Origin of the sequence: Halolamina salina (genome assembly GCF_042678005.1) — an archaeon.
Lineage (GTDB): Archaea > Halobacteriota > Halobacteria > Halobacteriales > Haloferacaceae > Halolamina > Halolamina salina.
On record NZ_JBHUDH010000116.1, the window covers coordinates 1 to 13794 of the forward strand.

Consider the following 13794-nt stretch of genomic DNA (forward strand, 5'->3'; position numbering starts at 1 on the left):
CGCGGGGAAACCGTCCAGAGCGTGCCGTCCTCGCCGGTCCGCCCCACCGCGATACGCTCGGCCTGCCCCTGACTCAGCGTGATCGCGAGGTCGATCGGTTCGCCCGACTCGGCGTCGGTGACGCTGATCCGGAGCGGCCCGCCCGGGTACGTGCGGTTGACGGTGACGTTGATCCCGTTGATCGTGTTCGACGCGACGGCGTCGGAGTCGTACTGGTCGAGCGCGAAGCGTTGGTACTCCTTGAACACGGCCTCCCTGCCGCTGTCGACGAACGCGGTCAGCGATCGGTCCGGCGCGGTGACGGTGACGATGTTGGTGGTGCCGGAGGTGGTCGCGGAGGGGTCGCCCAGCCGGAATATGTCCGGGTAGCTCGCCTCGACCACGTCGACCGCTTCGTCCGGACTCATCGTCGCGTCGGTGTTACCCGAGTACTCCGCGCCGCGGTACGCCTCGCGGTAGTAGCTGCCGTCGTCGACCGTCGTCAGCTCGTACCCCTCGGGACCGGTGGTGACGAAGAACCGCGTCGGCCCGTCGGTCCCCCGGATCGCGTCCATCGCTCGCTCGCGGACGGGGCCGCCGAACGTCCGCAGCTCGTACCGGATCTCGGCCGGCCGCGAGAGGCTGAATCCGTCGATCTCGTCGGCCAGATTCGTCAGTCTCACCATCCGCCGTTCGAGCGCGTCTGCCTTCGCCGCGATCGTCGCGAGCTCGACGACGAACGCCTCCGGCGAGAGCTCGCCGGCGTTGAACGCCTCGATCGCGTCCTGCTGGCGGTCCCGCAGCGTGATGATCTCCGTCTCGACGGTCGAGGACGCCTCGATGATGCGCCGGCTTCGCTCGCTGTCGTCCTCGGCGGCCCGGACGTACTCCACGACGGCGGCCGTCTCGACCTCGACGGCGCTGATGTTGTCGTTGAACTGGGCCGCCGGGCCGAGGTTCAGCGTCGCACCGTGGATATCGGTTCGCTGGACGGCGCTGTCGGGGACGACGAGCACCCGGGTCCGGTTGCTCCCGTTCGTCGGCCCGTCCACTTGTCCGGGCGTGACCGGCGTCACCTCGCCGGTCGTCCCGGAGCCGGCCGTCGGCGACACGCCGAGGTCGCTCGGGAGGCCGTCGGCCACTGGGGCGTCCGCGGGTGTGGCGACGGCGCCGACGCCGGCCGGCGCCACGAGCGCGAGGGAGAGGGCGAGTACCGAAAGCAGCGCGAGGGACCTCATCGATCCACCGTACTGCGGCCTCCCCCTTAAATCTCGCCGGAGCGCGTCGGAGGGGTGATAGAAAGCGTTTTGCCCGGGGGGTGTAACCCTGCGTACATGCGGTACGTCTTCGTCGCCCTCCTGTTAGTCAGCGCGCTCTCTGGCGCCGCAGTAGCTCAAGAGTCACCCGACGTGGGTGCGGCGACGACGACGTTCGACGTGGACCTTCGGCCCGACGGCGACGCCAACTGGACGGTCCGAACCACGATCCCGTTCGACACCGACGAGGAGCGGACGGGGTTCCGTACGTACGCCGAGCGCTTCGAGGACGGGGAGGTGCCGAGCTCGCCCGGGATCGCCTTCTTCGAGTCGGCCGCGGCGGCCTCCTCGTCGCTCACCGACCGTGAGATGACGATCACGAACGTCGAGCGCAGCTACACGGTGGGCAACGGGACGGGGACGCTCCGGCTCCGGTTCCACTGGACGAACTTCCTCGCGCCCGCCGGCGACGGCTACGAACTCAGCGACGCGCTGCTGACCGAGAACGGCACGTGGCTGCGATCGCTCGAAGCGGGTCAGGAGATCGCCATCCGGACGCCCCCGGGGTACGAGATTCAGCGGAGCAGCATCGAGGCACGGCAGGAGAACGAGTCGCTGGTCGTCGTCGGCCCGGAGTCGTTCGACCCGCAGGAGGTCTCGATCACCTACGCCCCGGAGGCGGGCAACGGTCCCGGAGGGTCGCCCGGCTCGCCGGACGGTCCCGGTGGGGCGTTCGACCTCCTCGCCGCGGTGCTGCTGGGGCTGCTGTTCGTCGCCGTCATCGTGCTGGCGGTGTGGCGCTGGCGCGGCGGCGAACCCATCGCGGAGGTCGCGAACGGCAGTCGTTCGGAGCCCTCGACCGAGGATGGCGAGACAGAGACCGAGGAGTCCGACCCCGACGAGCCCGCGGTCGACCCCGAACTGCTCTCCGACGAGGAGCGCGTCGAGGCGCTGCTCGAACGGAACGGCGGGCGGATGCGACAGGCCGACATCGTGAAAGAGACCGACTGGTCGGACGCGAAAGTCTCCCAGCTGCTCTCCCGGATGGCCGACGAGGGGAGCATCGAGAAGCTCCGGCTGGGCCGGGAGAACGTGATCTCGCTGCCCGACGGCGAGGACGAGGAGTAGCCGCAAGCTCCCGTTCGCTGGGGTATAGCGAAAGGATTTACCCCCGGCCGTGGGAAATCAGGGCCGATGAAGATTTTGGTGACCGTCAAGGAGGTGGCGGCCGTCGAGGACGAGTTCGAGATCGACGGGCTGTCCATCGACGAGCGGTACCTCGAGTACGACCTCAACGAGTGGGACGACTACGCCGTCGAGGCGGCGGTCCAGATCGCCGAGGCCGCCGACGAGGACGTCGAAGTCGTCGCGGCCACGATCGGTCCCGAGCGCAGCGAGGAGACGATCCGGATGGCGCTCGCGAAGGGGGCCGACCGCGCGGTCCGCGTCTGGGACGATGCCATCGCCGAGCAGACACTGCTCGACGTGGATGCGAAGGTCAGCGTGTTCGAGCAGGTCGTCGCCGAGGAGGAGCCCGATCTGGTGCTGACGGGCGTGCAGGCGGCCGACGACGCCTTCGGCGCGACCGGCGTCGCGCTCGCCAACCGCGTGGGCTACCAGTGGGCGGCGGTCGTCAACGACCTCGACTACGCGGCCGGCGACGACGTCGCGACCGTCCGGCGCGAACTGGAGGGCGGCGTCGAGGAGATCACCGAGGTCGACCTCCCGGCGGTGCTCTCGATCCAGACCGGGATCAACGAGCCCCGATACGCCAGTCTCCGGGGGATCCGACAGGCCCAGCAGAAGGAGATCGCGCCCCGCGACCTGAGCGATCTCGGCCTCGACGCCGACACCGTCGACGGCGCGCTCGAACTGGTCGACATGTACGAGCCCGAGAGCGAGTCCGACGCGACCATCTTCGAGGGCGGCCCCGAGGAGACCGCCGCGGAGTTGGCTGACGTGCTGCGGGAGAAGGGGGTGGTCGGCGAATGAGCGAGAACGACGTGCTGTTCGTCGCCGAACACCGCCGCGGCGACCTGCGGGACGTGAGCTACGAGGGGATCACCGCCGGGCGCGCCCTCGCGGACGCGCTGGGCGGCGAGCTCCACGTCGCCGTGATCTCCGGGCCCGTCGAGGCGTTCGCGGAGTCGCTGAACACGCCGGGGGTCGACGTCGTCCACACCGCCGACGCCGGCGAGGAGTTCGACCACGACACGTACGCGGCCGCGACGGAGGCGCTCCACGCGGAACTGGAGCCGGCCGCGCTGCTGCTGCCGAACTCGGTCAACGGGCTCGACTACGCGCCCGCGGTCGCGGACTCGCTCGGCCTGCCGTACGCCACCGACGCGGTCGACATCGCGTACGACGACGGCTTGACCGTCACCCGCGAGATGTACGGCTCGAAGGTCGAGACGAGCGTCGAGGTCGCGGGCGACCAGTTCGTCGTCAGCATCCGCAGCGGCGAGTGGCCCGCCGCCGACGGCGCCGGCGACGCCGAGATCACCCCCTTCGAGTTCGACGCGTCGGGCGTCGACGACGGCGCCCGCGTCCAGGGGTTCGAGGAGGTCGGCGGCGGCGACGTGGACATCTCCGAGGCGGAGTTCCTCGTCTCCATCGGCCGCGGGATCGAGGAGGAGGAGAACCTCGACCTGATCCGCGACCTGTGTGACGCGACGGGGGCGACGCTGTCGGCCTCCCGGCCGATCGTCGACAACGACTGGCTGCCGAAGAACCGACAGGTCGGTCAGTCCGGCAAGCAGGTGACGCCGAAAGTGTACCTCGCGATCGGGATCTCTGGCGCGGTCCAGCACGTCGCCGGGATGAAGGGCGCGGAGACGATCATCGCGATCAACACCGACCCCAACGCGCCGATCTTCGACATCGCGGACTACGGCATCGTCGGCGACCTGTTCGACGTGGTGCCGGCGCTGATCGAGGAGTTCAACTAGGAACCTGAACCTCTTTTGCGGGGGCATGTCCTCGCGGGCGACGTAGTCGCCCGCTGCGGCCAGACCCCCGCAAAACCCGTTCATGCCAAAAGGCCGCTCGCTCGGGCTCCGCCCTCGCTCGCGGTCGGAACTGCTGACACTCACCCCGCTCGCTTTCGCAAACACCTTATACGGCCCGGAAAAACCACGAACCGATCAGCTAATGCCCAGACCGGAAGTTCTTGATCGGATCAAGGAGGCGGAGGCCGACGCCGACGAGATCGTCGAGGAGGCTCGCCGGGAGAAGGAAGAACGGATCGCGGAGGCCCGGGAGGAGGCCACCGAGATCCGGGAACAGGCCGAAGAAGAGGCCGACGAGCTCGAGGCCGAGCGGCTCGAGGAGGCCCGCGAGGAGATCGAGCAGGAGAAAGAAGAGATCCTCGAGGAGGGCGAGGAGGAGCGCGAGGCCCTGATCGAGGAGGCCGAAAACAACATCGAGGAGGCCGTGGACTCCGCGGTCGACCAGTTCGTGGAGGCGGTGCATGCTCAGGCCTAAGCGGATGAGCAAGCTCTCGGTGGCCGGCTCCAAGCAGGTGATGGGGTCGGTTATCGAGGTCGTCCACGACGCGAACGTGCTCGACGTCTCCGAGTACGACGGCTCGTGGGAGGGGTTCGAGCCCGGCGATCCGGGAGCCGACGCCGAGCAGGCCTCCGAGAAGCTGGTGACCGTCCGCTCGCTCAAGAGCATGCTCGGCGTCGACGCCGAGTCGGTCGACGCCAGCCGCACGGTCTCCGAGGCGGAGATCGAGCAGGAACTCCCCGAGCTGCGGGATCGCGTCAACGACCTCGACGACGAGCGCGACGACCTGCGGGACGAGCTCCGCGGGATCGAGGAGCGGCTCGACGCCGCACGCCCGTTCGTCGACCTCGGGATCGACCTGAACCTGCTGTCGGGGTACGACAGCCTCGAAGTCGCGGTGGGTCGCGGCGACGAGGACTCCGTCGAGCGGGAACTGCTCGACGCCGAGGGCGTCCGCCAGTACGAGATCTTCTCCGGCGGCGACGTGCTCGCGGTGTTCGTCTACCCCAGTGAGCACGCCGAGGGCGTGCTCGACGACGCGCTCGTCGCCGCGGCGTTCACGTCGATCGACGTGCCCGACGCCGAGGTCGCCCCGGAGTCCTACGTCCGCGAACTCGAGAGCGAGAAACAGGGCATCGAGTCCGAGATCGACGAGATCGAGTCCGAACTCGACGAGCTCCGAGGCGAGCACGCCGAGTTCCTGCTGGCCGCCGAGGAGCACCTCTCGATCCAGGTCCAGAAGGCGGAGGCGCCGCTCTCCTTCGCGACGACAGCGAACACGTTCGTCGCCGAGGGCTGGGTGCCGACCGAGGAGTACGAGTCGGTCAACGCCGCGCTGAAAGACGAGCTCGGTGACCGCATCGAGGTCGAGGAGGTCGAGCGCGCCGCCTTCAAGTCCGACGGCGAGGCGGTCCACGAGCACGGCGAGGCCGTCGCCGACGGCGGCACCACGATCGGGACGGACGAGCCGCCGGTCGTCCAGGACAACAACGGCCTCGTCCAGCCGTTCGAGGTGCTGGTGGAGGCGATCGGCCGGCCGAACTACGACGAGTTCGACCCGACCGCGCTGCTGTTCCTGACGTTCCCGCTGTTCTTCGGCTTCATGATCGGGGACGTGGGCTACGGGCTGGTGTACACCGCCATCGGCGGCTTCCTCTACACGCAGTACGACAGTCCCGGCTTCAAGAGCATGGGCGGCGTGACGATCGCGGCGGGGCTGGCGACGATCGTCTTCGGCTTCCTCTACGGCGAGATCTTCGGCCTGCACACCGTCAGTGAGGTCGTCTGGGGCGGCCACGCGCCGCTGCACAAGGGGCTGATCCCCGAGTACAGCTACTGGGTCCCCGGTTGGATCCTGATCAGCGCGATGGCCGCGCTGGTCCACCTCAACATCGGCTACGTGCTGGGGTTCTTCGAGGAACTGCAGTTCCACGGCATCCGTGCGGCGGTCGTGGAGAAGCTCTCGTGGATCTTCGCGATGAACGGCCTCTGGATCTTCATCGCGAGCAAGTGGTTCCAGAACTCCAAGCCCGAGTTCATCTTCACCGTGTTCAACAGCGGCGAGAAGGCGGCGTTCGCGCTCGGCTTCAGCGGCTTCCCGGTGATCGTCGGGCAGGCCGGGATCGGCCTGTTCCTGCTGGGCGCTCTGCTGCTGGGCCTCGGCGCACCCGCCGAGCTCGTCGAGATCTTCGACGCGCTGGTGAACGTGCTCTCCTACGCCCGACTCGCGGCGGTGCTGCTGGCGAAGGCGGGGATGGCCTTCGCGGTCAACCTGTTCTTCTTCGGCGTCGCCGTCACCGGCGAGGGCGAGCACGCGTCGTGGCACTTCATGACCGGCCACGCCTACGAGGTCGGCGACATGTACCACGGCCACGAGGTCACCGAGATCATGTTCGGCGGCCTGATGCACGGCGGCGTGGCGTCGCTGATCGGCGGCATCCTCGTGCTCGTGCTGGGCCACGTGCTGGTGCTCGCGCTGGGCGTGACCAGCGCCGGCCTGCAGGCGGTGCGCCTGGAGTACTACGAGTTCTTCTCGAAGTTCTTCGACGGCGGCGGCCGCGAGTACGAGCCGTTCGGGCACGAGCGTCAGTTCAGCCGACAGGACTGACGCCACCCTCGCGGATCGTTCTGTACCGCTGACGATTTTTCGGCGGCTGACACCCGCTGCAGCAGCGCGTATGTGGCCGACTCGCACGGTTCTCTCGGGGACTTTGGGAAGGTTTATGACCGTCGTGGGGCCAACTACGGCTTGTTCGGAGACGACCGACTACGAACCCGAGTTGATACCCATATGTTCGAAAGCGCACCCCAATTCGCAAGTCTCGTACTGCAGGAAGGAGCCAGCGGCCCCGCCATCACCTCGACCGGTATGGCAGCCCTCGCCGTCGGCCTCGCCGGCCTCGGCGCGGGTTACGCGGAGCGAGGTATCGGTTCGGCCGCCGTCGGCGCCGTCGCGGAGGACGACGATCTCTTCGTGCAGGCACTGATTCTGACCGTCCTGCCGGAGACGATCCTCATCTTCGCGCTGGTCGCCATGATCCTGGCGTAACTTTCCTCTCCCTTTCCGCTCATGAGCTTGGAAACCGTCGTCGAGGACGTTCGAGACGAAGCCCGCGCGCGTGCCGAGGAGATACGCGAAGAGGGCGAGAGCCGGGCAGAGGAGATCATCTCGGAGGCGGAGGCCGACGCCGAGGAGATTGTACAGCAGCGCGAGGAGGACGTCGAGGCACAGATCGACGAGGAGCGCGAACAGGCGCTGTCGAGCGCGAAGCTTACGGCCAAGCAGAAGCGCCTGGAAGCCCGTCGTGACGTGCTGGAGCAGGTCCGCGAGCAGCTCGAGGAGCGCGTCGCCGAGATCGACGGCGAGCGCCGCGAGGAGCTGACCCGCTCGCTGCTCGATTCGGCCGCCGAGGAGTTCGACGATGACGCGGACGTGGAAGTGTACGGCCGCGCCGCCGACGAGGAGCTACTGACCGACCTGCTCTCGGAGTACGAGGGCTGGTCGTTCGCCGGCACCGAGGACTGCCTCGGCGGCGTCGTGGTCAGAAGCGAGAGCTCCCGCGTCAGCGTCGACAACACCTTCGACTCCGTGATCGCGGAGGTCTGGGACGAGGAGCTCAAACGCATCAGCGAACAACTCTTCGAAGAATGAGCGCTACCGGCAGTTCCAACCCGGAGTACGTCAACGCTCGCGTGAGCGCCCGGCGTGCGACGCTGTTCGACGAGGAGGACTACCGGAAGCTGGTGCGGATGAGTCCCGACGAGATCACCCGCTACATGGAGGAGTCGACGTACCAGGGGCCGATCAACCGGCTCGGCTCGCGGTTCTCCGGCGTCGACCTCCTCGAGTACGGGCTGAACGCGGGGCTGGCTGACACGTTCGACGAGCTGCTCGCGTGGGCGGACGGCCGCCTCTACGAGCAGGTCGCACGCTACCTGCGGAAGTTCGACGCGTGGAACGTGAAGACGGCCGTCCGCGGCATCTACGCCGGCACCGACGCGGAGGCGGTCGAGGACGACCTGATCCGTGCCGGAGAGTTCGACGACGCCCTCCTCGACCAGCTGGTCGAGGCCGAGAGCGTCGAGGCGATCGTCGACCTGCTCGACGGCACCATCTTCGGCGACGCCCTCGCGGCGGCCGCCGAGGAGTACGAGGAGACCGGGACGCTCGTTCCCCTGGAGAACGCCATCGACCGGGCGTACTACGAGAACCTGTTCGAGGGCGTGACGAGCGTCTCCGGCGCCGGCCCGGAGTCGGCGTACGCCGAGTACCTCCAGGCGGAGATCGACTTCCGGAACGCGCGCAACGCGCTCCGGCTCGCCCGCAGCGGCGCCGAGATCGATCCCGCGGAGTACTACATCGAGGGCGGCGCGCTGTTCGAGCCGGAGGAGCTGTCGGCGCTGTCCCGGGATATCGAGCAGCTGGTCGAGCACATCCGCGAGAGCCGGTACGGCGACGAGCTCTCGACCGCGCTCGACGATCTCGCCGAGGCGGACAGCCTCATCGAGTTCGAGCAGGCGCTCGACGCGGCGCTGCTCGAGCACGCACGCAACGCGGCCCACGCACACCCGATGTCGGTGTGTCCCGTGATCGCGTTCGTGCTCGCGAAGGAGCGTGAGGCGGACAACATCCGTGCCATCGCCCGAGGCAAGGAGGCGGGGCTCGACCCCGACGACATTCGGGCGGAACTGGTGGTACGATGAGTCAGGAGATCGCCGTGATCGGGAGCCCGGAGTTCACGACCGGGTTCCGCCTCGCCGGCGTCCGGAAGTTCGAGGACGTCCCCGAGGAGGAGAAGGCCGAGCGGCTCGACGACGCCGTCGAGTCGACGATCGCCGACGACGACGTGGGCATCGTCGTGATGCACGACGACGACCTCGACTACCTCTCGCGGGGGACCCGCGAGGACGTCGAGACCAGCGTCGAGCCGACGTTCGTCACGCTCGGCGGCGGCGCCGGCAGCGGCGGGCTGCGCGACCAGATCAAACGAGCCATCGGTATCGACCTGATGGACGACGAGGACTAACAATGAGTCAGGCAACAGACGTCGCCGCGGAAGACCGCGGCCAGATCGAGAGCGTGAGTGGTCCGGTCGTGACCGCCGTCGACCTCGACGCCCGGATGAACGACGTCGTCTACGTGGGCGACGAAGGGCTGATGGGCGAAGTTATCGAGATCGAGGGCAACGTCACGACGATCCAAGTGTACGAGGAGACCTCCGGGGTCGGCCCCGGCGAACCCGTGATCAACACGGGGGAGCCGCTGACGGTCGACCTGGGGCCGGGGATGCTCGACTCCATCTACGACGGCGTCCAGCGTCCGCTGGACGTCCTCGAGGAGAAGATGGGGTCGGCGTTCCTCGACCGCGGTGTCGACGCACCCGGCATCGACATGGAGAAGGAGTGGGAGTTCCGCCCCGAAGTCGAGCCGGGCGACACCGTCGAACCCAGCGACATCGTCGGCGAGGTGCCCGAGACCCAGACCATCGACCACAAGGTCATGGTCCCGCCGGACTACGAGGGCGGCACCGTCGAGTCCGTCGAGGAGGGCGAGTTCTCCGTCGAGGAGACGATCGTCACCCTGGAGAACGGCGAGGAGATCCAGATGCACCAGGAGTGGCCGGTTCGTGAGGCCCGGCCGGTCGAGGAGAAGCAGACCCCGACCGAGCCGCTGATCTCCGGCCAGCGCATCCTCGACGGCCTGTTCCCGCTCGCGAAGGGCGGGACGGCCGCGATCCCGGGTCCGTTCGGCTCCGGGAAGACGGTCACCCAGCAGAGCCTCGCGAAGTTCGCCGACGCCGACATCGTCGTCTACATCGGCTGTGGCGAGCGGGGCAACGAGATGACCGAAGTGATCGACGACTTCCCGGAGCTGCCCGACCCCCAGACCGGGAACCCGCTGATGGAGCGGACGACGCTGATCGCGAACACCTCGAACATGCCCGTGGCCGCGCGGGAGTCCTGTGTGTACACGGGGATCACGATCGGGGAGTTCTACCGCGACATGGGGTACGACGTGGCGCTGATGGCCGACTCCACCTCCCGGTGGGCCGAGGCCATGCGCGAGATCTCCTCCCGGCTGGAGGAGATGCCCGGCGAGGAGGGGTACCCGGCGTACCTCGCCGCCCGCCTCTCCCAGTTCTACGAGCGGGCCGGCTACTTCGAGAACATCAACGGCAGCGAGGGCTCGATCTCGGTGATCGGCGCGGTCTCGCCGCCGGGCGGTGACTTCTCGGAGCCGGTGACCCAGAACACGCTGCGTATCGTCAAGACGTTCTGGGCGCTGGACTCCGACCTGGCCGAGCGCCGGCACTTCCCGGCGATCAACTGGGACGAGTCCTACTCGCTGTACAAGGACCAGCTCGACGAGTGGTTCGAGGAGAACGTCGACCCCGAGTGGCCCGACCGGCGACAGTGGGCCGTCGACGTGCTCGACGAGGAGAGCGAGCTGCAGGAGATCGTCCAGCTCGTCGGGGAGGACGCCCTGCCCGACGACCAGCAGCTCACCCTCGAGGTCGCGCGCTACATCCGCGAGGGGTGGCTCCAGCAGAACGCCTTCATCGAGGTGGACCAGTACTGTCCGCCCGAGAAGACGTTCCAGATGCTGGGTGCGATCAAGAAGTTCAACGACGAGGCGTTCGAGGCGCTCGACGCCGGGGTCCCGGTCGACGAGATCACCAGCATCGACGCCGCGCCGAAGCTCAACCGCATCGCGACCACTCCCGACGACGAGGTCGAGGACCACGTCGAGGAGCTGAAAGACGAGATCGAGACCGAACTTCGCGAGCTCTACTGATGAAAGAGTACCAAACCATCACCGAGATTTCCGGCCCGCTCGTCTTCGCCGAGGTCGACGAGTCCATCGGGTACGACGAGATGGTGGAGATCGAGACTGCCGACGGGCGACAGCTCCGTGGGCAGGTGCTCGAGTCCGCCGACGAGCTCGTCGCGATCCAGGTGTTCGAGGGCACGAGCGGTATCGACCGCAACGCGTCCGTGCGGTTCACGGGCGAGACGCTGAAGATGCCCGTCACCGAGGACCTGCTCGGGCGGGTGCTGGACGGGTCGGGCACGCCGATCGACGGCGGTCCCGACATCGTCCCCGACGAGCGCCACGACATCGTCGGCGAGGCGATCAACCCCGTCTCCCGGGAGTACCCCGAGGAGTTCATCCAGACTGGCGTCTCCGCCATCGACGGCATGAACACGCTGGTCCGCGGCCAGAAGCTGCCGATCTTCTCCGCGTCGGGGCTGCCCCACAGCGAGCTCGCGCTCCAGATCGCCCGGCAGGCGACCGTCCCCGAGGAGGACGAGGCCGGCGAGGAGTCGGAGTTCGCCGTGGTGTTCGGCGCCATGGGGATCACCCAGGAGGAGGCAAACGAGTTCATGGCCGACTTCGAGCGCACCGGCGCGCTGGAACGCTCGGTCGTGTTCATGAACCTCGCCGACGACCCGGCAGTCGAGCGGACGGTCACGCCGCGGATGGCGCTGACCACCGCCGAGTACCTCGCCTTCGAGAAGGGGTACCACGTGCTGACGATCCTGACGGACATGACCAACTACTGCGAGGCGCTCCGAGAGATCGGCGCCGCGCGTGAGGAGGTCCCCGGCCGGCGTGGCTACCCCGGGTACATGTACACCGACCTGGCCCAGCTCTACGAGCGGGCCGGCCGTATCGACGGCCGAGAGGGCTCGGTGACGCAGATCCCGATCCTCACCATGCCCGGCGAGGACGACACCCACCCGATCCCGGACCTGACCGGCTACATCACCGAGGGCCAGATCGTGATGGACCGGGACCTCGACAGCAAGGGGCTCGAGCCGCCCGTCAACGTCCTGCCCAGCCTCTCCCGGCTGATGGACGACGGTATCGGCGAGGGACTCACCCGCGAGGACCACGGCGACCTCAAGGACCAGCTGTTCGCGGCGTACGCGGAGGGTGAGGACCTGCGCGACCTCGTGAACATCGTCGGCCGCGAGGCGCTGTCGGAGACCGACAACAAGTACCTCGACTTCGCCGACCGCTTCGAGTCGGAGTTCATCGATCAGGGCTACCAGACCAACCGCGACATCGAGGAGACCCTCGACATCGGTTGGGAGCTCATCTCGCTGCTCCCGAAGACGGAGCTCAACCGTATCGGCGAGGACCTGATCGAGGAGTACTACGTCGAGGACCCCTCAGTCGACGCCGACGCCGACTCCGGGGAAGCGCCCGCGGACGACTAAGCCGGTCACGGCTCGCGGCATCTCCTCTCTCCGTTTTCTTTCCTCGACGCACGCGCCCGCGAAGGACTACAGTGTAGAAGCCGACTGGCGACAATCTTACTTAAACAGGCCGTGTGAACTGTTGTCAAGCCGTCGTTGGGGCTGTATGCGTGGGTGTCTCACGCTTTGAACGAAACATCTTTATAGAACCATGGACAATCTATCAGTACACATGAGCCAGCAACAGCGGATGGGCAACCAGCCCATGATCGTACTTTCCGAGGACAGCCAGCGAACCTCCGGGAAGGACGCCCAGGAGATGAACATCACGGCCGGGAAGGCCGTCGCCGAGTCGGTCCGCACCACGCTCGGACCCAAAGGCATGGACAAGATGCTCGTCGACTCCTCGGGCGGCGTCGTCGTCACGAACGACGGCGTGACGATCCTGAAGGAGATGGACATCGACCACCCCGCGGCCAACATGATCGTCGAAGTCTCCGAGACCCAGGAGGAGGAGGTCGGCGACGGCACCACGACCGCCGTCGTCGTCGGCGGTGAGCTCCTGGACCAGGCCGAGGAGCTGGTCGAGTCCGACGTCCACCCCACCACGATCGCGCAGGGGTACCGACAGGCCGCCGAGAAGGCCAAGGAGATCCTGAACGAGGAGGCCATCGAGGTCACTGCGGACGACTACGACACCCTGACCAAGATCGCCGAGACGGCGATGACGGGCAAGGGCGCCGAGACGGCCAAGGAGCAGCTGGCCGAGCTGGTCGTCGACGCCGTGCTCGCGGTGCGTGACGAGGGCGGTATCGACACCGACAACGTCTCGATCGAGAAGGTCGTCGGCGGCTCCATCGAGAACTCCGAGCTGATCGAGGGCGTCATCGTCGACAAGGAGCGCGTCAACGAGAACATGCCCTACGCCGTCGAGGACGCGAACGTCGCGCTGTTCGACGGCGCCATCGAGGTCAAGGAGACCGAGATCGACGCCGAGGTCAACGTCACCGACCCCGACCAGCTCCAGCAGTTCATGGAGCAGGAGGAGGAGCAGCTCCGCGAGATGGTCGACCACCTCGTCGACGTCGGCGCGGACGTGGTGTTCGTCGGTGACGGCATCGACGACATCGCCCAGCACTACCTCGCACAGGAGGGCATCCTCGCGGTCCGTCGCGCCAAGAACGACGATCTGAAGGCGCTGGCTCGCTCGACCGGCGCGACGACCGTCTCCGCCCTCGAGGACATCGAGGAGGAGGACCTCGGCTTCGCCGGCAGCGTCGCCCAGAAGGACATCGGCGGCGACGAGCGCATCTTCGTCGAGGACGTCGAGGAGGCCCGCTCGGTCACG

Annotated in this window: 13 protein-coding genes; 12 read left to right on the forward strand and 1 reads right to left on the reverse strand. The window is 67.7% G+C overall.

Annotated features, from left to right (window positions below; all coding sequences use genetic code 11):
- The coding region (locus tag ACFR9S_RS10270; RefSeq protein ID WP_379818558.1) for a DUF7096 domain-containing protein at positions 1-1217 on the reverse strand (1217 nt) is incomplete at its 3' end.
- Positions 1218-1313: 96 nt separating this feature from the next.
- Here ACFR9S_RS10270 and ACFR9S_RS10275 point away from each other — a divergent pair.
- The 12 genes from ACFR9S_RS10275 to thsA all read left to right on the forward strand — a co-directional run.
- On the forward strand, positions 1314-2363 hold the full coding sequence (locus tag ACFR9S_RS10275; protein WP_379732516.1) for a helix-turn-helix transcriptional regulator: 1050 nt from the start codon (positions 1314-1316) through the stop codon (positions 2361-2363).
- 66 nt (positions 2364-2429) lie between these two features.
- On the forward strand, positions 2430-3227 hold the full coding sequence (locus tag ACFR9S_RS10280) for an electron transfer flavoprotein subunit beta/FixA family protein (protein WP_379732515.1): 798 nt from the start codon (positions 2430-2432) through the stop codon (positions 3225-3227).
- On the forward strand, positions 3224-4183 hold the full coding sequence (locus tag ACFR9S_RS10285) for an electron transfer flavoprotein subunit alpha/FixB family protein (protein ID WP_379818559.1): 960 nt from the start codon (positions 3224-3226) through the stop codon (positions 4181-4183). Before ACFR9S_RS10280 ends, ACFR9S_RS10285 begins: the two co-directional genes overlap by 4 nt.
- 202 nt (positions 4184-4385) lie before the next feature.
- Positions 4386-4718 carry an ATP synthase archaeal subunit H gene (gene ahaH, locus ACFR9S_RS10290; protein WP_379732117.1) on the forward strand — a complete coding sequence of 111 codons (333 nt, stop codon included), beginning with the start codon at positions 4386-4388 and terminating at the stop codon, positions 4716-4718.
- Positions 4705-6849, forward strand: coding sequence for a V-type ATP synthase subunit I (locus ACFR9S_RS10295; RefSeq protein WP_379818560.1), 2145 nt, complete (start codon positions 4705-4707; stop codon positions 6847-6849). Before ahaH ends, ACFR9S_RS10295 begins: the two co-directional genes overlap by 14 nt.
- A 183-nt stretch (positions 6850-7032) precedes the next feature.
- A complete protein-coding gene (locus tag ACFR9S_RS10300) occupies positions 7033-7290 on the forward strand; it encodes an ATP synthase subunit K (protein WP_053946888.1) in 258 nt (85 codons plus the stop codon).
- Positions 7291-7311: 21 nt separating this feature from the next.
- On the forward strand, positions 7312-7893 hold the full coding sequence (locus ACFR9S_RS10305) for a V-type ATP synthase subunit E (protein WP_379730862.1): 582 nt from the start codon (positions 7312-7314) through the stop codon (positions 7891-7893).
- Positions 7890-8945: a V-type ATP synthase subunit C gene (locus tag ACFR9S_RS10310; protein ID WP_379730863.1), complete on the forward strand. Its 1056-nt coding sequence runs from the start codon at positions 7890-7892 to the stop codon at positions 8943-8945. Before ACFR9S_RS10305 ends, ACFR9S_RS10310 begins: the two co-directional genes overlap by 4 nt.
- Complete coding sequence (locus tag ACFR9S_RS10315) at positions 8942-9268, forward strand: V-type ATP synthase subunit F (protein ID WP_379730864.1); 327 nt, start codon at positions 8942-8944, stop codon at positions 9266-9268. Before ACFR9S_RS10310 ends, ACFR9S_RS10315 begins: the two co-directional genes overlap by 4 nt.
- 2 nt (positions 9269-9270) lie before the next feature.
- On the forward strand, positions 9271-11037 hold the full coding sequence (locus ACFR9S_RS10320; protein ID WP_379730865.1) for an ATP synthase subunit A: 1767 nt from the start codon (positions 9271-9273) through the stop codon (positions 11035-11037).
- Positions 11037-12467: a V-type ATP synthase subunit B gene (locus ACFR9S_RS10325; protein WP_379730866.1), complete on the forward strand. Its 1431-nt coding sequence runs from the start codon at positions 11037-11039 to the stop codon at positions 12465-12467. Before ACFR9S_RS10320 ends, ACFR9S_RS10325 begins: the two co-directional genes overlap by 1 nt.
- A 244-nt stretch (positions 12468-12711) precedes the next feature.
- A partial coding sequence (gene thsA, locus ACFR9S_RS10330) for a thermosome subunit alpha (protein WP_379818568.1) occupies positions 12712-13794 on the forward strand: 1083 nt, incomplete at its 3' end.

Excerpts from the sequence above, each read along its gene's own strand:
- ACFR9S_RS10325 (WP_379730866.1), top strand. The coding sequence starts at position 11,037 with ATGAAAGAGTACCAAACCATCACCGAGATTTCCGGCCCGCTCGTCTTC.
- ACFR9S_RS10280 (WP_379732515.1), top strand. The coding sequence starts at position 2,430 with ATGAAGATTTTGGTGACCGTCAAGGAGGTGGCGGCCGTCGAGGACGAG.
- ACFR9S_RS10310 (WP_379730863.1), top strand. The coding sequence starts at position 7,890 with ATGAGCGCTACCGGCAGTTCCAACCCGGAGTACGTCAACGCTCGCGTG.
- ahaH (WP_379732117.1), top strand. The coding sequence starts at position 4,386 with ATGCCCAGACCGGAAGTTCTTGATCGGATCAAGGAGGCGGAGGCCGAC.
- ACFR9S_RS10285 (WP_379818559.1), top strand. The coding sequence starts at position 3,224 with ATGAGCGAGAACGACGTGCTGTTCGTCGCCGAACACCGCCGCGGCGAC.
- ACFR9S_RS10305 (WP_379730862.1), top strand. The coding sequence starts at position 7,312 with ATGAGCTTGGAAACCGTCGTCGAGGACGTTCGAGACGAAGCCCGCGCG.
- ACFR9S_RS10275 (WP_379732516.1), top strand. The coding sequence starts at position 1,314 with ATGCGGTACGTCTTCGTCGCCCTCCTGTTAGTCAGCGCGCTCTCTGGC.
- ACFR9S_RS10300 (WP_053946888.1), top strand. The coding sequence starts at position 7,033 with ATGTTCGAAAGCGCACCCCAATTCGCAAGTCTCGTACTGCAGGAAGGA.
- ACFR9S_RS10295 (WP_379818560.1), top strand. The coding sequence starts at position 4,705 with ATGCTCAGGCCTAAGCGGATGAGCAAGCTCTCGGTGGCCGGCTCCAAG.
- ACFR9S_RS10315 (WP_379730864.1), top strand. The coding sequence starts at position 8,942 with ATGAGTCAGGAGATCGCCGTGATCGGGAGCCCGGAGTTCACGACCGGG.
- ACFR9S_RS10320 (WP_379730865.1), top strand. The coding sequence starts at position 9,271 with ATGAGTCAGGCAACAGACGTCGCCGCGGAAGACCGCGGCCAGATCGAG.